The organism is Haloquadratum walsbyi J07HQW2, from assembly GCF_000415985.1.
Classification (GTDB): Archaea; Halobacteriota; Halobacteria; order Halobacteriales; family Haloferacaceae; genus Haloquadratum; species Haloquadratum walsbyi_B.
In genome coordinates, this window is record NZ_KE356561.1 from 311,660 (window position 1) to 336,393 (window position 24,734).

Annotated in this window: 23 protein-coding genes; 9 read left to right on the plus strand and 14 right to left on the minus strand. The window is 44.8% G+C overall.

The genetic code is table 11. From position 1 onward, the window contains the following. The first annotated feature begins 204 nt into the window (after positions 1-204). The 3 genes from J07HQW2_RS01530 to J07HQW2_RS01540 all read left to right on the plus strand — a co-directional run bounded on the left by J07HQW2_RS01530 (position 205) and on the right by J07HQW2_RS01540 (position 5,438). The gene (locus J07HQW2_RS01530) at positions 205-1,224 is read left to right on the plus strand and encodes a S1C family serine protease (protein ID WP_303703878.1); all 1,020 of its coding nucleotides are present in this window, start codon (positions 205-207) and stop codon (positions 1,222-1,224) included. A 1,144-nt stretch (positions 1,225-2,368) separates the two neighbouring features. Beyond that, positions 2,369-2,776 (plus strand): hypothetical protein, encoded by a 408-nt coding sequence (locus J07HQW2_RS01535; RefSeq protein WP_021053444.1) that lies wholly within the window; start codon positions 2,369-2,371, stop codon positions 2,774-2,776. 385 nt (positions 2,777-3,161) lie between these two features. Next, positions 3,162-5,438, plus strand: a complete 2,277-nt coding sequence (locus J07HQW2_RS01540; RefSeq protein ID WP_021053445.1) for a phospholipase D-like domain-containing protein — start codon at positions 3,162-3,164, stop codon at positions 5,436-5,438. A gap of 406 nt (positions 5,439-5,844) precedes the next feature. Here the strand turns inward: J07HQW2_RS01540 and J07HQW2_RS01545 are convergent, their stop codons facing one another. From J07HQW2_RS01545 to J07HQW2_RS01565, 7 genes are all read right to left on the minus strand, one after another. Continuing rightward, on the minus strand, positions 5,845-6,069 hold the full coding sequence (locus J07HQW2_RS01545; protein ID WP_021053446.1) for a hypothetical protein: 225 nt from the start codon (positions 6,067-6,069) through the stop codon (positions 5,845-5,847). Between the two features lie 605 nt (positions 6,070-6,674). Beyond that, positions 6,675-6,941 (minus strand): hypothetical protein, encoded by a 267-nt coding sequence (locus J07HQW2_RS01550; RefSeq protein WP_303703879.1) that lies wholly within the window; start codon positions 6,939-6,941, stop codon positions 6,675-6,677. A 263-nt stretch (positions 6,942-7,204) separates the two neighbouring features. Further along, positions 7,205-7,645 carry a hypothetical protein gene (locus J07HQW2_RS01555; RefSeq protein ID WP_303703880.1) on the minus strand — a complete coding sequence of 147 codons (441 nt, stop codon included), beginning with the start codon at positions 7,643-7,645 and terminating at the stop codon, positions 7,205-7,207. Between the two features lie 684 nt (positions 7,646-8,329). Beyond that, positions 8,330-8,467, minus strand: coding sequence for a hypothetical protein (locus J07HQW2_RS17070; protein ID WP_303703881.1), 138 nt, complete (start codon positions 8,465-8,467; stop codon positions 8,330-8,332). A gap of 674 nt (positions 8,468-9,141) precedes the next feature. Then, on the minus strand, positions 9,142-9,264 hold the full coding sequence (locus tag J07HQW2_RS17075; RefSeq protein WP_303703882.1) for a hypothetical protein: 123 nt from the start codon (positions 9,262-9,264) through the stop codon (positions 9,142-9,144). A gap of 10 nt (positions 9,265-9,274) precedes the next feature. Continuing rightward, positions 9,275-9,760 (minus strand): hypothetical protein, encoded by a 486-nt coding sequence (locus tag J07HQW2_RS01560; RefSeq protein WP_021053450.1) that lies wholly within the window; start codon positions 9,758-9,760, stop codon positions 9,275-9,277. Continuing rightward, positions 9,761-10,342 (minus strand): hypothetical protein, encoded by a 582-nt coding sequence (locus J07HQW2_RS01565; protein WP_021053451.1) that lies wholly within the window; start codon positions 10,340-10,342, stop codon positions 9,761-9,763. It abuts the gene before it with no gap. A gap of 270 nt (positions 10,343-10,612) precedes the next feature. Here J07HQW2_RS01565 and J07HQW2_RS01570 point away from each other — a divergent pair, with 270 nt between their 5' ends. Continuing rightward, positions 10,613-10,840, plus strand: a complete 228-nt coding sequence (locus J07HQW2_RS01570) for a hypothetical protein (protein WP_048075071.1) — start codon at positions 10,613-10,615, stop codon at positions 10,838-10,840. A gap of 128 nt (positions 10,841-10,968) precedes the next feature. On the opposite strand, the gene J07HQW2_RS01575 is transcribed toward J07HQW2_RS01570, so the two are convergent. Further along, the gene (locus tag J07HQW2_RS01575) at positions 10,969-11,169 is read right to left on the minus strand and encodes a hypothetical protein (protein ID WP_021053452.1); all 201 of its coding nucleotides are present in this window, start codon (positions 11,167-11,169) and stop codon (positions 10,969-10,971) included. Positions 11,170-11,445: 276 nt separating this feature from the next. On the opposite strand from J07HQW2_RS01575, the gene J07HQW2_RS01580 reads away from it, so the two are divergent. Together J07HQW2_RS01580 and J07HQW2_RS01590 are read left to right on the plus strand one after the other, a co-directional pair. Next, on the plus strand, positions 11,446-11,655 hold the full coding sequence (locus tag J07HQW2_RS01580; protein WP_021053453.1) for a hypothetical protein: 210 nt from the start codon (positions 11,446-11,448) through the stop codon (positions 11,653-11,655). A 771-nt stretch (positions 11,656-12,426) separates the two neighbouring features. Next, entirely contained in the window at positions 12,427-12,726 is a 300-nt protein-coding gene (locus tag J07HQW2_RS01590) for a hypothetical protein (protein ID WP_021053455.1), read from the plus strand. Positions 12,727-12,733: 7 nt separating this feature from the next. Here J07HQW2_RS01590 and J07HQW2_RS01595 read toward each other — a convergent pair whose 3' ends face one another. Then, complete coding sequence (locus tag J07HQW2_RS01595; protein ID WP_303703883.1) at positions 12,734-12,997, minus strand: hypothetical protein; 264 nt, start codon at positions 12,995-12,997, stop codon at positions 12,734-12,736. 1,037 nt (positions 12,998-14,034) lie between these two features. On the opposite strand from J07HQW2_RS01595, the gene J07HQW2_RS01610 reads away from it, so the two are divergent. Beyond that, on the plus strand, positions 14,035-15,534 hold the full coding sequence (locus J07HQW2_RS01610) for a lipopolysaccharide biosynthesis protein (RefSeq protein WP_021053459.1): 1,500 nt from the start codon (positions 14,035-14,037) through the stop codon (positions 15,532-15,534). Positions 15,535-16,352: 818 nt separating this feature from the next. Here J07HQW2_RS01610 and J07HQW2_RS01615 read toward each other — a convergent pair. The 4 genes from J07HQW2_RS01615 to J07HQW2_RS01630 all read right to left on the minus strand — a co-directional run bounded on the left by J07HQW2_RS01615 (position 16,353) and on the right by J07HQW2_RS01630 (position 20,502). Next, positions 16,353-16,733 (minus strand): hypothetical protein, encoded by a 381-nt coding sequence (locus J07HQW2_RS01615; protein WP_021053461.1) that lies wholly within the window; start codon positions 16,731-16,733, stop codon positions 16,353-16,355. Between the two features lie 401 nt (positions 16,734-17,134). Then, complete coding sequence (locus tag J07HQW2_RS01620; protein ID WP_021053462.1) at positions 17,135-18,223, minus strand: PAS domain-containing sensor histidine kinase; 1,089 nt, start codon at positions 18,221-18,223, stop codon at positions 17,135-17,137. Next, positions 18,207-19,346, minus strand: coding sequence for a response regulator (locus J07HQW2_RS01625; RefSeq protein ID WP_021053463.1), 1,140 nt, complete (start codon positions 19,344-19,346; stop codon positions 18,207-18,209). Before J07HQW2_RS01625 ends, J07HQW2_RS01620 begins: the two co-directional genes overlap by 17 nt. 907 nt (positions 19,347-20,253) lie before the next feature. Beyond that, the gene (locus tag J07HQW2_RS01630) at positions 20,254-20,502 is read right to left on the minus strand and encodes a hypothetical protein (protein ID WP_021053466.1); all 249 of its coding nucleotides are present in this window, start codon (positions 20,500-20,502) and stop codon (positions 20,254-20,256) included. A gap of 354 nt (positions 20,503-20,856) precedes the next feature. Between J07HQW2_RS01630 and J07HQW2_RS01640 the strand changes: the two genes are divergently transcribed. Next, a complete protein-coding gene (locus J07HQW2_RS01640) occupies positions 20,857-21,042 on the plus strand; it encodes a hypothetical protein (RefSeq protein ID WP_048075074.1) in 186 nt (61 codons plus the stop codon). A gap of 268 nt (positions 21,043-21,310) precedes the next feature. On the opposite strand, the gene J07HQW2_RS01645 is transcribed toward J07HQW2_RS01640, so the two are convergent. Next, positions 21,311-21,565 carry a hypothetical protein gene (locus J07HQW2_RS01645; RefSeq protein ID WP_021053467.1) on the minus strand — a complete coding sequence of 85 codons (255 nt, stop codon included), beginning with the start codon at positions 21,563-21,565 and terminating at the stop codon, positions 21,311-21,313. Between the two features lie 2,257 nt (positions 21,566-23,822). On the opposite strand from J07HQW2_RS01645, the gene J07HQW2_RS01650 reads away from it, so the two are divergent. Beyond that, a complete protein-coding gene (locus tag J07HQW2_RS01650; protein ID WP_021053469.1) occupies positions 23,823-24,512 on the plus strand; it encodes a winged helix-turn-helix domain-containing protein in 690 nt (229 codons plus the stop codon). Positions 24,513-24,734 lie beyond the last annotated feature (222 nt).

Sequence of the window (24,734 nt, forward strand, 5' to 3'; positions counted from 1 at the left end):
AATATGGAACTCCGACGTACCGCACCCGTCACAGTTGACGTTCCTGACCAGCGGCGTGAGGACTTCCACGAATCAGCTCACGCTCACCAGTTTCTCCACTGTGCGAACTGCTATGTCTCGCTCCTTAGCATAGTTTTCTAACTCTCGTTTCACACCGTCACGAACGCGGCGACAGTGATTTATAATTCTATGCCAACAGGCTGTATGAAGCAATTGGATTATCAGTCGCTGTACAAAGCGGCTGTCACCTCTGTTGTATCCATCTACCGAGATCCTGGTCAGCGCGGTGCTGGATCAGGCTTTTTTTACGACGACACCCACCTCCTCACCAACGAACATGTGGTCCGAGACCGCGACCGCGTTGATATCCGGTTTCATGACGGGAGTTGGGAGACTGGGACTGTGGTCGGGAGCGATGTGTACACTGACCTTGCAGTAATTCGTGTCTCAGACAGTCCAACTGAGGCAACGCCCTTGCAGATCGCCGGGGGAACAGCATACCCTCAACCAGGACAGCCTGTCGCAGCACTTGGGAACCCACTCGGATTAGATGGGTCAATCACAACTGGCGTGGTGTCCGGTATCGACCGGTCTATGCCGACGTCAGGTGGATTCGCGATTCCTGATACCGTTCAGACAGATAGTCCAATCAACCCTGGTAACAGCGGTGGACCGTTGATCACAGCAGTTGATGATACGCCTGGCACAAATGAGGGATATCCAGTCGTTGGAGTGAATCGTGCCAAGTCTGGTGAGAATATTGGATTCGCTATCTCGGCAAGGGTCATCTCGGAAGTTGTACCGGAACTAATTACGACCGGTCGTTATCGACATTCGTACCTCTGTGTCCAGACGTTAGACGTGACACCGCGTATTGCCAAAGCGAATGGCATGGACGCCGCACGCGGTGTGATAATTGTTAATGTTCGACAGCAAACTGGTGGTGACCAGCTGAAGCCAAGTCATCAAAAGCGGCGGATTGAGGAAGCTGCAGTACCAGTCGGCGGTGACGTCATTGTTGGGATCGGTGGGCAATCAGTCCGCTCTCATGAAGAACTCACACGCCGCCTATTGACTGAAACAGAACCTGGAAATCCGATCAAATTAGATATCGTGCGCCAAGGTCGAGAGGTGAGTATACAAACAGTCCCCGCTGAACGCCCAGTGACGGCAGGCGACCGGAAACGTGCAGCGGACTCGTCAACGACGATCCCAATCAACTGACCAGTTATCGACAGGCGGTTCGAATGTGTGAAATTGCGGCTGTGCTGCTCTTTGCCCGCAACATTACTTAGTCGGCGTATATGTGAGTTATTTTTAAAATTGGAAAGTACACTCATCGCATGAAACATTATGAATTATTCCTTCATGACATATGTAGCATCTATGTTATCTAGTTAACTAACTGTTCTAAAATCTCAGCAACCCGTTTTACTGCATCAGTGGACTAGGAATAGGTCTTTCAGAGGGTACATCATCTGGACAGTTTAGATATCAGCAATATCATGTAATCATGGGACTAGCTTCTGGTAAGACCCGTTTTTATTTTAACATTCTATCGTATCCACAGACTTTGCAGGTATTCTCCTCGATTGTGACTATCAATCCTGAGTCGTCGGGTCCCCTTTGAAATGTGACTGAATTAGTTTCTGCTGGAGAAATGCTATAGTTCATCGAATCGGCATCAATAATCCCATCATAATTAGAATCTATTCGATTGAGATCATTAACATCTGTAGTGACTTTATGACTATTTGTAAGCCCATCATTATCGGCATATATTGTATGTATCTACGTTGACTACAGCAAACACACCAGTCCAGATGATGATTAAAAAGAGTATTGGGCTGATTTACGCATAGATTTTATTGAGTGATAGAGTAGCATTAGTATATGAAGCATCGTATTTACACTTCATGATGTTTTACAGATTCGGATATTCAACGCAAAATATAGTCATATATCAACTCAATATACACATTATAGTCTAAAATGTATCGAAACTGAAGGGTAAAGACAGAAGAATAAATACCAGATTCAGTATAATATAGAGTAATGACGACAGTCACAATTGAGTTGCGCTACAAGATGACTCAACTGGACAACTACACATCAAATATGAAAAAATTATTCTATTCATCCTTTGTATATTTATTCTGTCTACAGGGTTTACGTTCTTACCAGTAGACGTTCGATCAAATATTCAGTCTGAATTATCATCAATAACATCGACAACATACTCAGAACTGAGTAAAACAGGGGTACAAGACGGTGATACAACGGATGGACTCAGCGATTTTACTATGATGTATACCTCTCTGAGTACCAATCTGAGTTCACATATAGAGACAAAGGGGTTCGACATGTATTGATTGGTACTGATATCGCCAGTGAACAGTCAACAACCATTATTGGCATCTCTGAAGTTGGAGGAGACATACTCCTGATCGAGTACGATGGAATTGATGCAACAGGGAATATCTTGATGCACGAAATTGGGCATTCATTAGGTCTATCCAAAGAGACATTTACCGGAATTGATTCTCGTGAATACACAACTGAGGAATATCCCAGTACAATGAATTACAATCAGTATTCTTGTGAAATTGATCAGGATTGTACAAATGTTGTAGAGTATCAATATTCAACAGGGGGTGCAGGGTCAAATGACTTTGATGATTGGGGATATATTGAATCTGTATTTATCGCGAATGCTCCGTCGACGTCTCAATTAGAATATATTCCGTCGAATAGTATTAACAGTACAAGCAGATAACAGCATCAGGATGTCCAAATTATTTATTTTTAGATGCTCAAATCATCGTATTATGCAATAAACTCATATATAATCTTGTACTGTACGATTTCATCATAGATTCATCAGGATATCGCCTCAGATCAAAAGGAGTAAACTGCAGTATGCACCAAATGTCTGGTTGAATTGCCTACGTGAGGGGCATACGTGGGGTGCGATTAATTCAGGCTTGAACAACGCAACAACATATCGTGGCGGCACTGAGACGAGTCCCCCTTGTTTGACACCACCTCAATGTAGATGTTTCAGATATTTGCTTGGTCAGTAGCTATCCCATCTGAATAACAACTCGTCGGAACGTGACATATGGATTGGATTTATTGAGGGGAAGTGTAGAACAGATAGTATGGATGAACTAACGGCGAATATCTCATTCGATTGTTTCGCCGATATGCCAGAGTTCTACGGCTCAGGGGCCGCTCAGTTTCGATTGGCGATGGTGAAAGAACGAGCGGACTTTCTGGATTTGTTCGAGGGAGCTCACCACGTTGACGCGGTTACGTATGCGGAAACGCCCGAACTGATGGTGACGATGCTCACTGAGTACGATATTGATTCTCTTGATGTTCTGATCGGGAACGCGGACGATTACGCTGACAGAGTCGATGAAGTCCCAACCGCTCGGTCGCTCGTGCAACTTCGTCAAGACGGTCGGCTCACCATTCGACTGAAAAATCAGAAAACCGTTCATTCGAAGATCTACCGTATCGTCATGCCTGATGACATAGTTAAGCTCGTTCACGGCTCAGCGAACCTCTCACGGAACTCATGGGAGTACCACACGAACCAGATTTCTGTTATCACAACCGACGTCGGTACGCAGCTCGACGAGCAATTCAAGCAATTCATCGATGAGTACAGGGACGGATACAGTAATCAGACACTTCTCGATGGGCTCATCGAAGCTCTTGAAAACGCAGACACGCCAGAAGAACGAGACAATCGCATCGAGTATTGGGTCGGTGCGGGTGATCTTGATGTCAGCGACACGGCTGCGTTGAATCAGGACGCGGTCGAAGATCTCAAATCGGTTGCTGACCGCGTCACCGCTGTCGTTGGCGACCCAGATAGTGCTGATGAGACAGTCGCGTTTGTCGAGGAACCTGAGAGCGCTGACCGAACCATCGTTGAGCCTGCTGACGCTACAAGCGATGCTGGTGTCGAAGCTGGCAGTGAGGTCACTGAATCGCCGGATGTCGGGCTAGTCGGATCAGATCACGAGACGGATTTGACAGAGACGCTTGACCGCCCACGTGTCCGGGCTCCCGATAGGCAGGTTCGAATGGGCACGAGCAAGGTCGACAAAGACACGGCTGATGAGTTCGGGACGAGCCTTCGCGAACGGGGGGCGACTGTTGAAGATCACAGCATCACTGCCCCTCTGAGCGCGTACAACAACCAGGTCAAAGAATCGACAAGCATTCCAACGATGTCGGTGCTTCCCGATGCCGAGCAACTCGTTATCGGTGATGACGACGAGATGATTCTGGTCGCCACCGATAAACCAACACCCAGGGTTCTCGATCACTGTCTCGAAACAATCGAGGATTACATTGAGACCGTCGAGAACCACGGTCACACGCAGTCAGAAACTGCGGTGATGGCCCAGATGTATGAGGCGTTCCTGTATGGGTTTTGGGCGCCGTTCGCTAACCAGTACGCTGAAGCTCTTTCTTCTCCATCACGGACCCTCGATAACGTCCTGCAACACCTCTACATTGAGGGGAAAAGCGACGCTGGGAAAGACAAACTCACAGAGTATATACTGCGTCTCATCTCGGACAACACCGTCATCTCCGGTGTGGATGCCGACGAAGTTGGTGTGAAAGAAATCCGTGGCATCCGGAAGTGGGACACTAGCTTCCCATACGCCATTATTGACGCCGAAAAAGAGAAGATTCAACGTTGGAGTCCGATTCGGAACTACTGGAGCGACTGGACCCCTACCAGCGTTGACCAGCCGTGTCTCATATTCACGACGAACGACGCACTCCCGAAATCAGAGTTCCGGAACCGCATGAAAATTCTGAGCATGGACGTTTCGTTCCCGTCCAATCCGGAAGACCCCGGGTTCCGTGACGCACAAGACGATCTTGCGGACGTTCTCAAACGCCAGAATCCAATCTTCAGCTACGTCGCACGACGCATGCTCACCGAGCAACCGTGGGAAGATGGAACCGGCACGATCGAAGACATCCGTCGCATCCTCCGGGAGTTCTATCAAGAAGCCGGACGGACGGAACCAGAGTACTTCCCCGCAGACGAGCCGGCCGAGAAGACTTACGACACGGGTCGAATCAATTGGCAGCGAGACATTCAGGGAGGTCGCGTCTCCTTCGAGCCAGAACCAGGCGCCATCACCGCTGAATTTGACCGCGACGGGTACGAAGTACACGACTACGCAAAACGCCTTCCGAAACGATTCATGGCTGAAAAATCCGCCTCCAGCGTGTACATCGGTGCCCCGGAAGAATTCGCTAAATGGGCCGGATATACTGTCGATGAACTACTGAGCGGCGTAGCTGAGACTGGTATGGGTCACGCAGAAACGCACGATGATGAAGAGAGCGGAGAGTCAGATGATGCGTCCGGGGGTTTTCTCTCCAGACTGTTTAGTCGGTAGACTGAACCACTGCTCTGGCTTTTCGGACTGATGTGCTGTGCTCACGCCGTCCACACGATGAGGAATTTCAGTGCTAATTCAAATGAACTTCTGGGGCTGAATACAGGTGCGTACTCCTAGGTCGATAAGAGCATGTGTGGCTTCAACTGGATAGTCGTCGTCTCTCCGAAGCGAACCTCACAAATCTACCTACGTGGGTGAGTATTGCAGTTGTGCTGGTTGTCGGAGTTGTTATCCCGCAAGTTCTCAACGAGAGTAGCAAGTGACTGGCTTCAGTCAAAGTACCGTAGAACGGCTTAGATACTTCGTTCACCGACCCGCGAATCGGTCAGTACAGAGAATATATCCAGCAAGATGGACTTTGTATGAATCACACTATCGAACCGATAGTCGCTAACTGCCCGAGTCAATCAACAATAGCCAGCAAAGTAACTCCGAGAAGCACAAATATCGTCCAGAGGACGGGCAGTGGGGTTCGGTTTAGTGCCCCATACGACTGAATAAGAACCCCTAGTCCGCCCCCGATAATAACAAACATTGGCAGGAGCAATTTTACTCGTTTCGGGTTGTTCCACGCCTCAAAATCCGTCGAAAGCAGACGGGACTGGAGTTTGGTGCATATATCCGACATATTTTGTGCGATAGTAATGAGCCCAATTTAAACTTTACAACACGCGGATAACCAGAAGCAATAGGAATACGCCACCCCCAAGGAATCCCCGCGAAGCGTCTCCCCACCCATCAGATCTGCTAGTGTCTGGAACTATTCGTCATCAACTTCAGGTGTCATATGTGTCACTATTGTTACGAATCTCTGTGGGAAGTCGCAGATCTCCCTGTTCAGCCTCAGCACCTGTCTTGATGAACACATCAAGAGGGCAGTATTTGTCCTCGCATCAATAGATACTGTGCGTGCTGACAGTGCTTGTGGCATTTCTGTTCGGGTTCAAGACTGATGGAACAGGGGAGTGACACTAAGGGCAGGGTGGTTGATTTGAACTGGTCGTACTGGTGTTGTCAGTATCTACGCTCCTCAAAATGACTTGTTGGATATCAATCGCCATCTGTCGTTGCCTGGTTGACGTATCAAGAACGAGTGATCGTCTTATGAGCTTATCAGGGGTTGTTTCCCAACCTCAGCGATTTTGTTCAGTAACTCAGCCGTTCCGGGCTAATTTGCCTATCTGAGTTAGACGTATATAAGATAAATTATACATGTCTCAAATATGCTTTCCCTCACAACCCGATGGACTCGTGTTTCTTCCCTCGACAGATACGCGGCGTACACCGAGCGTGTGATGTCCCAGTTGTTCCCATGTATTTCGAAATTCTCGTCACATCACGCGTCCGGAAGTAGCCACCACCTGACAGTGGAGCAACCCTGTCACGTATGTCGCCAATCGGTGACGCGACGCCAGCTCCTGTCCCACCAGCTACCAGCACCACGGTAACTGCATGCTGTGTTGATGTCCGTCGCACGCGCTGCTGGATGAAGCTCAGCACTAATAACCATACATTGGTGACTGCTGAGTGTCAAAACTGATTCAGCACCATGGGGTTCAGAGTGCGGATATTCTTCGAGTCGGAAATTTCGCACGTGAGATGTAACGAGATCAAACGTGTCTCGGTTGAGACTCAACTCATTGAGATCATTGAAGTTGAATGAATTCCCCGTGTCTGAAAATCATCCTGTTGACCGCACGAATAGAGTATTTCCTATCACAGACGGTGAATATCTGTATCGTATCCTATCAAGAGTGATAATATTAGTTCACGACCGCAAGGAAGTCCTTGGGTGTCGTGCCAACACGGATGACGATGGGTTCGGACGCCTGGGTAGTATTGAGCACAGCACCGATCCTTTGCTCATTTATGTCGTCGATGGACACTGTCTTGATTGCCTGCGATGTTCCCGCTATTTCCGTATTCATGAGTTCAACGTTGACCACATACTCACCGGTGACCCCGAATACATCAGCAATATTTTGATCCTGCTCATGTTCTAACTCGAAGGTTCTCTCAAGAGCGGTGTCTCCAGCAGGAGCGACCACCTCAATCGACCCCTTGATTTGCTGGTCTACCATATTGAACACATTTACCTCTTCGAGAGCCACATCGCTCGTAAGATCTCGAATCGTGGCGCATCCAGCCATCGAAGTCAAGACAGTTGTTCCGCTCATCATGAGAATCTGCCGTCTTGTCGACATTCCGCCTCTCTGATCGTGCAATCGCATGAGTGTATCATATTTTATGTTCGCATTCGTCATATACAATCACGCATGGAGCCTCTCACGTCGAGAAACACGTGAGATGTTCTCCGGTAAGTTGGCGATGGTGCATGTTCTGGGGTCACGATTGAAGTATAATAGATACCTCTTCCATTTTCTATAGCCCTCACATAACATACTAGCCCTATCAAGCAGCGGTCGACAGAATGTCATTATATCGATAGTTCTTCGATTCCATCACCGATAATGAATTGCTGGAAAGCGTCCATAGTGGCTCTCTTAGAGATGTGGATATGTCTGTACTGTATTGTATTGTATCCCGCCGTCAGATTGTTCTAGCCTATCACCGCTGGGTGCAACTGCTTGGTATGTATAGTGCCTAGCAGCGAGTGCCCGAAGACAGGGGTGATTGATGTGGTTAGTTTCCATATATTAGTTTCTACTCAAAGATGATCTATGATGATCCATAACAGGTTTGCCGAACCCACACAGAGCACCGAAGAGAAACGCAACCGTTCCAAGGACGAGTAGTTCAATACATAAGAACACAATTCCATCAAGTTGGATGAACTCCGCTGCTCGATCTGTGAGCGATTGATTTGGGGGCTGGCTGAGAAAATAGAAATTCGCGCTTTGCCCAAGTAACGCAGCGTATGTGATTGTCTATGCAGCGACGAGCCCGCGCTGGGAGTATCCAACCCAGATGGCGCCAACCATCCCCATGACCGCAGCATGAAACGCGAGGAATATCAGCCCACCTGATAGTTCAAATACGTCGAAGGTATATAGAAGAAATATCATCGTGAATAGAGCAATAGCCAGCACGATGAGCGTATATCGCCGCTTGCTTGAGTGTGTCTTCCCGAAAAGCAGAGCACGAAGTTGGAAGATTATAAACGAGCGTTACTTGAGCGGGTAATTAAACACAATACAGCAGTTGTGACCTCCTCCCCGTCGTAAACGATGGGGCTTCCCACGGTACCGTACCGCACCGCACCGCTCCGCTGGGGTGGGGTGGGGTGGGATATTTGCTGGGTGACGACTCGTCGGCATGACGAGCCGATGGCGGAGCCGAGCAGCCACACCGCCGTTACTCCTATCCCGGCAGGGGACTCGGAGTTATCTTCACCGAGACACCACAGTGGTTCGAGAGGGTGTCTCGAACATTCTGGATCTCGAAATCCCGATATTGTGCAATTGGGTGGGCAGTGGAACCGCCTCGATATACGTCATGTTAACGACCGATGCGAGTTACATATTCGTATCGTCGTCAGACTGTCGTTTGTAGCGGAGTTGTCGGATTCACGCCCGGCGTAAACGCCGGGATTCTCTCCTTGAAGAAAGATAGAGCACTCCACACGTCGGCTATCAGAAGAGTCAGTCCAACGCAAGATCTATGCCCTGTACTCTTCACAAACCATTATTTAATAGTTCAACTTCGATTGATTTTATTTCACCGGTCACACGATTCCATCTCAAATTGCGTCGATATCATCTTGAGCGATATCGTAGTCATACTGATATGTGAGTGACACACCACCTCGGAATTCAATACCGGTCCGGAGCAGCGCTCGAAACGTCTCGGTGTAATTTGCCACAATCCGGTATTCAGCGAATCCCCTCAATTTCTGTCCATAATTTCCATCCATCGTCGACACGGCGGAATTCGTATATCACTGGCTCAGTCGCACCGCTCAACCGTACGGGTAACCTGGCGACTGCTGAGTCGTCCTGTCGTCGTATAATTTCAAAATTGACAAGATCAATTGCAAACGTTCGCACCCACTGGAGGTCTTGGGATGACCATGGATCAAGTGGTCCTGCATCCGCGATAAGATCATTTGCTTTCTTCTTCGCACCGTGATCAAGCACCGCCACGTACGCATCTGCAGCCGCCTCCGGGGAGATTTTACCGGTGGTTCGGAGTCCGCCAATGGCTGCCCACAACTTAATATTTCCAGCAGCTGTCTCCCGGAATTGATACCGAGTTGTCTCTTTGTTGTCGTCAATCGCAATGTCGATGTCGGTAATAACCTCAGTATCATCTGTCCTAACTGCATCGAAGTTGACAAATTCAAACTCGAAGGCACTCACCTAGTCGAATTCCTGCGAGGACCATGGTGAGAGTTCACCAGCAGCAGCAATCAGTTCGTTCACACGAGCATCGAGTGCTGCCACATACGCTTCTGCGACAGCTTTCGCGTCTGTTTCTGGTGGGTGTGCTGACGCTGATCTAAGACCATCGATGGCCTCCCAGATCATCCATCCAGCTTTCGTCTCACGGAATCGATATCGAATAGTGTCGCTGTTCTCGGCAATACGCAGTTTGATGTCTGTCATGACACTCCCGGTGTGCTGCTCGACTGTTTCGCACCCGAGATATTCGAATTCGAAACTATCGACCCAAGCAAACTCTTGACGAGACCACTGATCAAGATCCCCGTGCGACGCGATGAGTTTGTTCACCATCTGTCGGTTGCCAGCGTCAAGTGCCTTGATATATGCTTGAGCAGTGTCCTCCGAGTGACTCTGCTCTGGAGTGGTATCTGTCCTCGTTGTCCGCTCAGACACAACTGAAGTCGCTGCAGTTTGACCTGCGGGAAGAATTATCCTGCTCGTCGTCGCCGCAAGGAGGCGTCGGCGGCTGAGGGTTGGTCGTCGTTTGACATCAGTCAAATCACCAGTCGTATCGCTCTGAAAGTCTCACGCGGGGAATATCTACAACCACGAAATATCAGTTGAACGTGCATTCGAATCATAAAAAACATACTGATGAGATGTACAATTTGAATCAGTCGAGATAAACCAAAATTGACTGTCTGTGAGTAATCGCGGCGAGTCCTGATTCAGACGATGATTTTCTGCGTGAAATAGCGACCGTCGATTGAAGAGTGAAAAGCAAAGAACGGAGAGGAACGCCTACTGGAACACCAGATCCCACTTCGATTGAGTTTCTATGCTGGGCTTGGGGCAACACTCAGTATTGATGACGACACGCTCTCCGATCCACTTGGCTTTCCAGATGGCTACTGTCGTGTGTGTAATGCGGATATTCGTGAGAACAAGAACTACTGCTCGGCAGGATGTGAGCAAAACGACCGATCAAATCGGTTCTGTGAGACGCGTGAGGACCGACTCGACTGGGACAGCACAATCCGATCCGATATCACGTGAGTTACTTTCCCGAAGAGACGGTCGCAGTTTGCCGTTCATGCCACAACAAGCTCCATATGACCGATACGATAGCTTCTATCCCGAGTTGACGCCTTCTCAAGAGGAGATAGATGAGTTCTACGACTGAGTCACTGTCCACGTAGGCGAGTCGAGAGGGTCGGTATGAAAGCATAACCACAGACAAGGAGAGTAATAACGAATAGAGGAAACCCCAGCCCGCTCTCGTCTGCGATAATAAGTCCCGTTGTAAGAATTGAGATCGCCATAGCGATGAGTGCCGTGCGGATTGAGCGGAGGTGTACATCAAGCGTGATCTGCTCGTCGGTCATATGTGGACCACATTCGTATTCGGTATGAGCCTTCTGAACTAGTCTATCGGAACAGTGATTCGAGCGACACTAGCGGTGCAAAAGGACAGAACCTCCTTCGAACTAATGCCATCTTAATCGGAGGTAGACAGGCTCTACAAGTGATAATCCACATCTTTTACAGAGGCTGTAGCTTATGAACGGTTCAATAGCGTCAGAGACCCCTCACGCCTGGGAGTTGCTCGGTACATCGGATTAACTTATTATCTGAGGGAGGGGTATCACATCCTTATAGCTGTGAACCTTCGACAGACAATCAGCGGAAGCGCACTACCTCTGTTACTCCTCATTATCAGTATCGCACTTCTTCTCAATCCGATTCTGGACTTTTCACAACTGGTTTCTGATGAACTGCTTCCTGATGGGGTGTTTAGCTTGATACTCGGGATTGTCCTTCTCGCTGGTGGGATCCTCTCGTATTGGTCTAACACAGGCTCAGACGGTTGATACACGGATGGACTCTGAGGACGAATCCCAAACAACAAGACAAAACATCGTGAAATGGGTTCTGTAGCGTTCTGAACGTAATTATGATAACCCGCACCTGCAACCATCGAATTAAGTAATGCCCATGCTCATAGATAGATTAAGCTCTCGATTACTGTCCACGGACTATGCTGAGTGGCATCGTCCACGAGTTGCGAGGAAACTCGTAGCCATTCTCGCACCCCTTCTTACTCTCGGTGGAATCGGCATCGGTCTGGTCGCTCAGCACTCTGCGGTGCTTGACACTATTCCACCGATTCTGTTCGGCTTAGCGACGCTCATAGTTGGGTTAGTTTCTCTTGCTGTCATTGACTCCGTCTCGCATAGATAGACAGAGCAAGAGTGTGGCTTACTGGATGTCTACTCAACGAGAGTAATAGCAGCCGTACCGTCGAACAGAATTTGGAACAAGAAAGCTATTCATACGCAGTCTTGAGCCCTTAGAAGTCGAAATAGGATGTAACTGTAGATGTGTCATTTCATACAGAGACGGCTCCGTGCGGCAGTAGATCCTCTATCCACTCTCGGTTGGGAGCTTGTCCGATCACCTCAATCAGTCGGTCGCATGTCTCGCTCATCAACATAGTTGTTACTGTTGTATGTGTCAATAGATTAATTTACGGTCTCGGTCACAGAGGAAACAGCTGTGTTTTCAGCATCGAAAATATCTTTATTATCGACATTTCGTATGTATCTATTGGAAAAGTGAAACGAAAAAAGATAATAATATTGATGAGTATTGAATTGCTCGGACTTATGATACTTTTGATGAGTTTCATCTGGGAACTCAGTCAGGGCTCGTTTCAGACAGTCTCTGAGTATGCTCCGATGTTTCTGCTGGTAGGTATCTCTGCTCTCGGTATCGTTCTTGATCTTGATGATGAAACACTTCCTGAGATAATCGTGCCGAGTTCAAAATATATCCCTGATACCGAACTGAGCCCCCTCGCAACTCAGATGCTCATCGTGCTTGTGAGCGCTGGTGCGATTGCTTTCCTGCTCATTTCCACGTACCTGTATGTCGGGGTCTGATGCTACACTACCCAACTCCGATTACAGTCATACCCATAGAGCCAATCGAGATGAGTGCCATCGTAGTGACGACCCATACGATCCAGTCTGCAGGGAGTTGTGCAGACGGGTCAGATGCGGATTTCCACTGATACGCACTCCCGAGAGTCACTCCGATCCCACCAATAAAAAAGAGTAGTCTATTGAAGCCAGTCTGCCACCCCCACCCGATTCGGACGAGTCCCCCGCCACACACCATCATTGAGGTATAATAGAACAGAGGCTTATTCATACTGGCGGGAAACGACAATCGAGTATATTCCTTCTGCCGAGTGTCTCTGCCTGACACGCGATATCCATATTAATGAGACAATAGAACTATTATCTGATGTTTGGACTCACATCCTCTGACAACGGATAAATTAGAACAAAGACGAACAACTCTCAGGGCGATCCAAAGATGGACCGGTGGAAACGACTGTTTGATCTAGACCGACTGATACCAATCATACTCGGATTTGTCGGCGGGATAACGGGGTTATTTGTCGCCTTTCAGGATACAGGTGAGAACACAGCTTCTCTCGGGTTGGTCAGCGTAAACCCGAAGCTGTTGGGACTCGGGTGTGCGTGCTTGATTCTCTCGGGATTTCTCCTAATCAGGTACTTCTATCTTTATGAAGACGGAAATCCATACGAGTATCTTCCGTGACGAACGGAGCAAGACCCTCGATGTATTAGTGACGATTCATACAGAAATACGCTTTCGGGCAGAGCACGAATATGAGACGAGATATTTGACACACCCGTCCAAATCAGATGGTACTCTCACGAGTCATTAACACGCTATACGTGCAGAGAGAATGACAGTAGAGATACTATTACGCCAGCTAGGAGCATAGTGATAATAATACGACTAGCAAGAGAACTCAGTTCCTCATTAGGGATTGCCTCAGGCTCATACACTCCAGAAAGGATTGCACCACTCAGGCAGGTCAGTGTGACAGTTGCGATGCCCGACAGTATCAATAACGACCCTGATTCGGTCAGAGCCGTCTGCCCCATGTAGAGGCTGATAACGAGCATCGACAGAGCGAATCCTGACTGGCGGTTCATACCGTCTGTTGTGGATCAGGATATATGATTATCGACGTTAGAGTAATGAGCTAGAAACAATCTGATCAGCATATATTCAGGGCTTATTCTCTCAGCTCCTAATCTTTCGGAATATCTTGTGGCTCAATCATTTGTGTTATCAACCATCTGATCGAATTTTGTTTTGATGATATTAACCTCGTCTTTGATATCTTCAGCTATCTCGGTTGGCGGTCGATGCCCCTCATACCTGAACTCTTTGTATGTAATATGAGCTCTGATAGTCTCGACAAGATAACTGATGACGCATATACTTCTTCTTACAGCGATATCGCCGCTATAGTTTTCTCGAGCTTGATATCCTATATAATCATTAGTATAGTTGGGTCGGCTGGTTACGGGATATATACGACCATAAGTAAGAATCTAGACATAGCAAAGGAATTATTCGTTGGAACATTCATCAGTCTCTCAAGAACTGTCCCAAGAGAGGAGAATGAGGAGAAGAATACGATAGTTGTAGTTTCGTTTTTAATAATCTGTGTTATACTGCTTCTATCTCTAGTACCCATCTTAAGATTTAGTGATCTAATAAAGACGAATGTATTCAATAGCGTATCTTCTGAGTTAATTCTGTATATAACATTAGTATATCTATCTCTCTCTCTGTTCGTGCGATACGTGTATAAGATACTTACATCTTATAAGAAGATACCGCAAGCTAATGCCGTTAGTCGATGGGCGTATCCGTTATCTAAGATTACAGCACTACTGCTCTGCTCTTTCTTTCTAGCGGCAACAGTACAGAATGTGTTGATTTCTTTGGTAACAGCGTCGCTCATGACGGCTGTTATCGGTATTGGAGTCATAAAGAGGTATACGAAGTTTAACCCTCTCGATGTTAGTTTAGAGCAATCTCTGGTCAAAGACTACACAAAATACGTAGTTTCAGCTACATTTTCATCTGTTCTGGCGGGGCTACAGTACACTTCCCCTAATCTGATGCTAGTGCTTGTGACACCAGAACAGGCTGGTGCGTTTGGTGTGGCTGTGGTCATCGCTTCGACTGTAAGAATTCCACTATCGGCGATTAACTCTATATTTCCTCAGTTCGCGACTGAGCTTTACGATGAGAAAAATCCTGCAAAAGTGGACAGATTGTTGAAGAGTACATCAAAGATAGCTGGATTCTTAGCGGTGATACCCTCAATAGTTATAACTGTCTATCATGACGAACTGATATCCCTATTTTCAGCAGCGTATGTACAATATAAGATCATAGTTCCGATACTAGTTACTGGTAACCTAATTGCTGTTCTGATAGGAACTGTTGGATACCTGATAATGGTTACAGATAATGAAAACCAAAATATAGTGATCCAGTTCATCCTGATGTCAATCACCATCTCATTATCATACTTTCTGACAATTAACTACGGAGTTATTGGACTTTCCACCGCATTATCGGTTGGTCTAACCTTGAACAACGGCGTCGAACTTCTCTACCTTCATTACAGAGAGGATATATTCTCCATAACTACTGGTCATATACATTTGTTCATCGTATATATCGCCGTGTCATTAGTACTCTCTGGAGTCAACCATATTACAGGATTAATTATATCTATACCCGTATCCGCAGGAGTCATAGTAGTGTCAACATATATTAATTACAAGTTTGCACTTAGTGAACCCGAGAGAGAGGCGTTGGCTCACAAGTTCAATTCATTAGTGTAGACTTCTGTGGTCGCAGATCTTAAAATCGATACAGCTTCCTGTAGCGTCTTGACTATGTGTCCACCTAATTGTACTGACAAGTGCGTAGCCTTTCTGATCAATTCTTTGTCTCTATATTAGTTTTTCTTACAGGTTGATCCTACAGCTATTCTTAACTCAAGATAGGACTTAGAACCGCGTTAGCTGAGTAATAACTCGATAATATTTTGCGGAAAAACACGTACTTGTCGTAGGAAGATTTAGTGATCCAAGCGATACCTACAAACAAAGATTCCTAACACGATTGCGATCAGATTGATTAGAGCTCAGTCTGAGTTAGTATAATAGAATGTCGCAGGTTCTTCATGTATGAGAGTGCTTACCTGTTTCTGCTTGAATATATCCTTGTCGTGACAAGCTCCTACAAGACTCGGCAGGTTGTGTCCAGTAATCTCAATCTATCTCATACCTTCGCTCGTCCTTGGATATGCTTTAGATGTAGGAACTCGATCGTAGGTGAACGGGAAAGCCTCATTGATCTCCTCCCAGACTGATTGGATTCTCTCGTGCTTTCTTCCTATACTGGCACAGTCTCACCTATCAGACTACCGTGTCGGAGAACTTCAACTCCGAGTATATTTTTGTGTAATTCCCGAGATCTGTTATCGCGTTCCTCTGAATCAAATGTCGCCGATTCGAAACCCTGTTTGAATCTTCCTCCATCTAGGAGTCGAACTGTCACTATAATGTCTCTAGTATCTACAGACCTCAGACCAACAGCCTCTCGTAACTGATCTTGAACTGTGATTAAGTTTTCTGAGATACCAGTATCTATGACCTCATTGCTTGCACGCTCTGTTTTCGCTCGTGATTGCTTTGACACACTCCTTCGGATTATCGATTTGTAGTTCTTCAGCGAACACTTCCCTGAAATCCTCTGCGATGATATTTGCGTGGTCAGTATTTTGAGCGAATACCAGAGTAAGTGCGTCTTTGATCTCAGCAATCTCATTGGCGACCTTCCGATGTGTGTCGTGGATATAGACATTCGTTCCAAAGTCGCTTAGAGAGTAGTATTTTCCATCGTATACGATTCCGTCCATCGTCGCTTCAGTTTGTATGACGTATGGTCGAAATGGAACTATCTTGTCATCATCCAACGCTTCGTGGTAGTCGTAACTGTATACATGAGTATTATTATACCGCTGAATGGTTTTCACCTCATCGCATCTGTCTGAAAAGCGTCTTTTGAACGATGACTTTCGACTCTTGCTCTTTGTCGAATAGTATATCACTTGACTGATACATCTATGTCGTAACTGACGTAATTAGATCTTATAGTTATTCCCTGACCACAGCTGGTCGATAGACGGTGTATCAGAAAGGCATAATCACTGTGGCTATTGAGATAGTGCCAGCACGGTCATTCAATCCTTGGTATCTTCCTGAGTGGGCGTGTCGCCAATAACTACAAACGCAAGGAAATGAAGAGAACGAAAACATTCTATTTATTTTCAAACCGCTTACAGTGACTGCAAGACGACTGAAGGAATACCTGACAGGGATAATAACTTCTCAGAGCCAAAGCTAGAACACTCGGATGAATTATTTGACTCAACATTCATTCCGATTCAATGTGACTTACTTCGACGTTATTCATCACAAACCGTGCCCCGCCTTCAGAGCCTTCTGTAAGAGATATTTCCCATCCGTGAGCTTCAGTGACTTGCTTCACGATTGAGAGTCCAAATCCAGTGCCTTGCTCGGTCGTCGTGTAGCCCGCTTCGAATATCTCATCTCGCTCATTCGCAGGGATTCCGTTTCCATCGTCCTCAACGTAGAATCCGCCCTCAAGTTCACCAATGGTGACTGTCACATCTTCAGTCTCACCTGAATGATCGATTGCATTCCGCATCAGATTCTCCAGCAACTGTGCGAGCCGATTTGAGTCTGCCTTGATACTCTGGGTGGGAGTGAGATCGATATGGATTGTTGCATCAGTTGTCTCAACATTCTGCCAGCAATTCTCAGACAACTCGGCGAGATTGACTGACTCTGTGCTCTTCATTTGCTCGTCTGCACGAGCTAACGTTAGAAGATTGTTGATCAGCTCGTCCATCCGAGTCAGTGCTGAGTTAATCGTGTCTATTCGCTTATTATTACAATGACAGTCCTCACGAAGGAGTTCCACGTTTCCCTCTGCAACAGACAGTGGGTTTCGGAGGTCGTGACTCACGACACTTACAAACTCATCTAACTGTTTGTTCTGGCGTTGGAGTCTTTGTCTGTTCTTACTCTGCTCGGTAATATTCTGTGCAACCGCCATCACATAAGGGATCTTTTTGTTATCATTTCTCACAGGCGTTACTTGAACTCGGTATCGTTCACCTCTGTACTCCTGCTCGGTAGTGGTCGCAACCCCACTGAACGCTTGGTCGTATTGGTGGCAGAGTTCATCTGCAATTTCATCAGGAAGTACGTCGTGTGAGACGTGACCCTCAATGTCTGCGGGTGAAAGACCAACTCGGTTCAATTCATCACCCCGAGCACGGACAAATTCAAAATTTTCATCGATTAGGGATACTGCACCGCTGGGGAAATTCTCTACCAGCGTCTTGTATTCTTGCTTCAGTTGCATCAGTTCTTGTCTTTCGCTTCGAGTATCAGTGATATCACGAACTGCACCTCGGAGTTTAATGATCCTCCTCATCCTCATCGCCCTCGCCATCGTACACGGGTTTGCCAGTGGTACGTACCCACTTTTGCTCATCTTCAGCGGTAATCAATCGTACTTCAATGTTGTACGGGTCGCCGTGAGTGCGACAGTCACTCACCGCTGTCTTGATTTGTGCCTGATCATCAGGATGATAAAACTCGACTCCAGTCTCAATCGATGGCTCAAAGTTTCCATCAGGATCGATATCGTGGATTGCGTATGTTCCGTCTGTCCACCGTATCTCACCAGTTTCGATATCAGCCTCCCACCCACCGACATCAGCTAACTGTTCAGTGTGTCGTAGCAGATCTCGACTCCGTTCGAGTGTTTCCGTCTGTTTGCTTCTGTCTGTAATATCTGTGTAAATAATAAATCCACCAGAGTCAGTATCGCAGATAGCGACTTGGATGAGGAATTTACGGAGACCATTTGCAGTCTCGCGGATAACTTCCCTTGATTTGAGGCGATTATCCGCTTGAATACGCTGATTAATCGTTTTGGCTTCATTTATTCGATCATCAGGAATAATGTATGTGTCGAGGGAGTTACCGACGAGAGTGTTGGCTTCGTACCCAAACACATCCTCGAAAGTTGCGTTTACCTGAGTGATGATTGGTTCGTCAGCTTCATATTGAACCTCCACGACGGGCTGTGAAAGACGGTTAAAAAGGGCTTCAAACCGCTGTTGTTCTTCCTGCGCCCACTGTTGAGCTTGTGAATGATCGACAGCGTTTCTGATCCGATGAGCCAATAACTCATACTGCTCAGTCCCAGATGATTTCTGGAGATAATCAGTCACTCCAGCAGAGATAGCCTCACTGGCGACCTCTTCGGATCCATTGCCCGTGTATAGAATGAACGGAAGCTCAGGGTACTTTGTCCGCACAGTTTTGAGAAACTCAATGCCATCCTGAGCAGGCATATCGTAATCAGAGATAATGCAGTCAAATGTTGAGTCAGCAAGACGAGCGACCCCGTCGCTTGCACTTGCCACGGTCTCGGTCTCGAATCGGTCATCTTCACGTTCAAGCAAAGCTGTCGTCATTTCGGCGAAATCCAACTGGTCATCAACGTGGAGGACAGAGATTGTGTCCTTGTGTTCCTTCCTAGCCGTCATAGTCAGTCATTATTAGATAGGTTTTGTATTGAAATAAAAATCCTCGGTGGAATTGCAGTTGCCACGGCTGACGGTGGAATTGTAATATCGATTGCGAGTGAATACCCAACTTCTGTCATTTCGGTCGGACTGTGCTGGTAGAGTAAATGTGCCTGCGTCTGAGTCGTCTCAGGATGAGACTCGTCACGACTACAACTGAAGCAGATCGCTCAGTGTATCAATTACGCTATTTTGAAAAATATCCAGTAAGTTCGTGCTTGATTGGCAGGTAGTCGATTATCTGCTGGTGTATACGTGTACGAGGCGAGTGTCGTATGTTCTCTGGTTATTAGATCTTGTTGAGATCATCTATATCGTAACTGACGCAATCAGATCATAAAGTAGTTATTCTAAAACGGTTCCACGCTTACGACTGCTGTAATAGCCGTATTATATCGATACTGTGATTCCCCGGTTTATACACTGAGACCGTATGTATCAACCTTATCACGGTCTACTTTGTCGTCAAGATACTGTCGTGCTGTCTCTAGATCCGACCACCCCTCACGTCGTGGCGAGTCATATTATCACTCGCAAAATTAATGTAATTCTGTGCGTATGAGCGTCGAAGAATATGCGATGTAATTGTGGAACGTTTCTGCCCGTTTGCTCTGTCGTTATATCCTCGTTATTTTCTACTTCAGAATAACGTTCTACCCCATTATTAAACAACACACGGGCTCTGTCCCTAATCTCATCATCAACTCTTGTAATAAAGACATATTCAGAGCTGTCATTAGGATATTTTGAATGGTATCCTTGATTGATATACTGACCAAGATGTCGGCATGCCTTCCGATCAAAGTAGACAGGGCGACTATCTTGATGTTGATGTTTATGTTTTAATGTTACAATTGTAGCAGACCGCTCAGACAGATCTATATTTTCTCTTTGTAAATCGGATAGCCTCGCCAGTTCTCGCACCAGTAGTTGATATAAATGACAATAGAGCCTTTGTCCGCATTTCTGTCATCGGCTCCACTAACGCACCTACTTCGGATTGTTTGAGAGTCACCTTTTCAGTTGATGCGTTTTCAGAGTCAAGATGAGAGACATCAACGTCGGTAAATGGGTTGCTCTTGTTCAATTTCTTTGCCTTGATGTGGTAGTCGCACATTTGCTACATCTTAGAATAGTAACTAACGACTGTATTATCAGCCAGACCTCTGTTGTCGCTGAGATATGAAACAAAGTTCTTTAGATTTGAGAAATCTAAATTTTGTAAGTACAATCCTTCTTATTCGACAAAGTTGATGAAAGCCGTAACTGCTGATTGCTCTGAGGAATACGCGCCGCTCGCTAATTGTGATTTCCTTCGCTTTAATCAACTCTCAAAGAAACGTTTGTCATCACTGTTCATCTCTGTCAGTGAAAACCCGCTGAAGTTCGTATATCAGTTCATCCGAAACGCTCTCTGCATCATCGATAGATTCCTCAAGTTCAATTTTTATCAGTTTAAACAATAACTCAATTGCTTCCAGTTGGACTCGGATTTGGGTTTGGATTCGCTGCTGGCGCAATAATATACCTTGTCTTCACAGAGTTTATTCCAGAAACGTTGACGATCGGTAGGGATATGCTATACAGTGGATATCTTGAAACGAGTATTGGTGTCCTCGCTGGTGTATTCATTATGTTTCCGTTCTTATCCTTCTGAATGAGCTCCAGTGGAATCCAAATCCTCGAGACAATCTTGTAGACTGCTATTTGAAGAAATGACCGTATGATTGAGATTCAATACAATAGAATAATTCTATATCTCATTGTTAGAACTGAGATATATAATAGAATTTCTTGTCGTCATCAAATGTTGGCAAAAAAGATCTATATTTCTATATACTTTATTAGATCTCTCACGTCCAGTGAAATGATGAACGTTTTTTCTCTTGTTGAGAACTTAGCTATTTCAATACCCTGAGCCTCGATCAGCGACCAGTTAGTTTATTAACTTTTGCTCCTGTTTTTTGTTTCTCAAGATGTTCATCTGGGTTTTGCTTGTCGTACATGTATTCTAGCGAAAGTTTCATTGTGAACATGTCTGTGTCACCAATATTGGTTTTGTAGTAATCTTGGTCACGGGATGTTCCACCATAATTTCCTTCAATTGGAGTTTGAGTGATCTCAATGTGCATCCCATCCTGGTAAATGTGTATTTCACGTGGATCATCCAGTGTTTCCATATTCATATCTTACATTTGTCATCATTACATGATACGCCCGGTGTACAAATATATTTGTAGTGACACTTACTAATTTGTATAATTACCTCAATGGTGATGTCCTTCGAAAGATGTTCTTGGCGCAATTAACTAAATTATGTAGTAAAGTATACCCACTAACAATGTTGTTAGTGGCGAATTGGGCATGTATGTAAGAAAGTAAGTAAAAATAGCGTTAGAAAAGGTATACCATGATCTAACCAAGCTACACTAATATAACTACAATTTATAATCGTCGAGAGAGCGTAATTGCGTCTTTTTTGATGCTCACTAACAGAAACACCAATTTGGGCACTAACAACATTGTTAGTACGGGTTCACTAGTTTGGTAAATGTGAATATTGTACTATTACAGGTTCTAGTCTACATATTTATCTACTTCAGAAGATTAACTATTTCAAAATTAAGATTATCTGATGATCTTGACAACGACGTTTTCAACAAGCCGTTTGAACGAATCAATCACATCCAAATGCTCTTGATATTTGTTTCTAGAATGTCTAAATAATTAGATATACCATGTATCCGTTGAGATTTTTCAGACGAAATGACTCTTTGTATATCGTTGTTTTATATCTTGATCTGATTGTGATGGAGACACAGATTTCGATTAGTAATATACTGTCACTGTGTTTCAGCTGTAATTTGTACAATTAATTAATAAATTGATATGACTGAGATGTAATTTGTGAAAATAATAACTATTATATATTTACAGGTTAGATTCTGATTGCCGTCAGAGGCACTCCCTATAATTAATCAAAACAGTCTGAGATTTGTACTTATGAGGATAATCATAATCAACGTGTTCGTATCCTTATCGACAAGTATCAGGACACATCAGATCTCTTAGCCAAATACTCTTCACAGTGACACGTTTCTGCTAATAAAATCTTTCATCGACTGCCTGAATGGTGTATGTACCTATCAGTTGTTGGTCAGTAAGTTGTTTTGAAATGCTATGTCTTTTTCACCGATATTCTTGAACTCATATGAGCCTGTTAAATCATCGCACTACTTTCATTAGATATGAATTGGTGTCTGTAGGATATCATCGCAGCACTCATTCAATGGCTTATGCCATCCTCTCGTGCTGCTTTTGATGTAGTCACTGTTTACCCAATAAAATACAGACTTCTGTTATCTAATGTGCTCTCGCGCTCATATTGAACTTCTATATCCATGACCACACACTCGTGATGAAACTACCATTCACTGTATGTTTATCTGCGGAAAATACGTCAGTAGTATATACTACGCCTCTGATGTGTATCTAGCCTCTTTGCCCAACGTTACTCTTAGGTTTGGTTTTACTCTCACTCTCAACTCTTACATTTTCTTGTAGCATCACACCAGGTCATCACTTACCAATACAAATACTGATACTACTATGATCAGTATTTTAGTTTATCAATATTCATCTTCATATTTATTTTCTCTATCTCTACCTCTGTATTCCAATAGTTCTCCATACTTGCTAGAGCGCAGGATGTATTCTGAAAGGTTCTCAAGCAACAATTTGGGTTAAATTCCAGGCAGAGCCTGGACAGGGCTTTCATATTTATATTGAGTGCGCTAGTGGACTTTTAATAATCAAGATGAGAGCAGAGCTCTCTCAGGACACCACGTACTCACCCGTGATGGGAACTGTCACATTCTCATTGAGCAGGGGAATACATGATCATCGCCATTGTGGTGATAGAACTTATTGTCATTTTCATTTCTCGTTTCCAATATACTTTCATCAGTGATGGGGTCTGTTTTCTCACTGAAGTATGTCTTCCTATGTATTTGATTTTGTGTCTGTTTCATTAAGATATTACTTCAGTGATTCAGTAATGTACTGAAGTATTGAGGTAAATTGATCTTCATTTTTTCATAGTTGATGTGATTATGGAATTGGATCTGAATGTAATGGAAGCAAGTATTATGTGAAATAAAAAAGTGATCTGATATTGTATGTATTTTCATCAGATTTTGAATGAAATATCAGTCAGAATATACTCATTATCACTACCAGTTTAACCAGTATTTGATACTTCAATGAAGCACAACTTCAATACCTCACTGAGGTAATAAAGTAGAAAAATATACTTGTATATATGTCGATGTGGGATAACAGAACGTATAGAACCGTGTAATGACCGTGTAAAATTAAACGTATAGTAAACGTATTAGAACGTTTAAAATTATATATACTTGAATTTAACAAGGCTATATGGAAAGTTGGAAATCAATTGATGAAAAGTCTATTCAGTTTCTCAAAGCAGTTAGAGGATATGATGGATCTGCAACAATTACACAGATTAGAAACTTTACTGGACTCTCAAGAGCTAACGCTAATTATCGGTTCAAGAAATTGAAAAATGAAGGACTCATAAATATTAAGCGAGACGGAAAAACAAAGGGGGAGAGAAAGCCTGCAAAAAGAGCCACATTGACTGGAAAGGCTCGTCGGGAAATCGAAAAGGGATTATTGGATACTGATTTCCCTAACACAATAGTTTCAGATATATCCAATTTTGCATCCGTTAATGATGTTGATCAGCTCAGTGAAAAAGTCGATAAGATCGAGACAAAGATTAATACTACGTTACATTCAACTGGAAATGTATCAAGTCATTCTCATCCAGAGGAATTCAATACTGATATTGAGCCGGCATTATCTTCAATCCGTTCTCGGTTGGATGAACTTGAGACCAATCAAGTAGATGCAGATAATGAAGAAATTATTGAACAGGTGGATCATCTTAATCAAGAGTTCGCTGAACTGGAGGATTTTTTGAGCGACTGGATGAGTTATACTGAGAGTTATTTAGTGACAATCCGTGATGTAATTGAAACTCAATTGGACGTTGACTTTTCAGAGTCATTGAATGGACAGTTACAACAGCTAGAACAAGAGTGATATGATCGACATCCTCCCACGTCTTGTATTCTATAACTGATTATTGCAGTGAGTATATTACTATTGCTGTGAATTTAGTGATCCTTTTCAGAGCTTATTTTTCCGATCAATAATTGTTAATTGTAAGAGTATACGTTAATCAGTATTTTCAATTTTAGTCTATTACAATGACTCAGTCAGGTAGTCACGTCGATAGACACAGATATAACAGAAATATCTTGT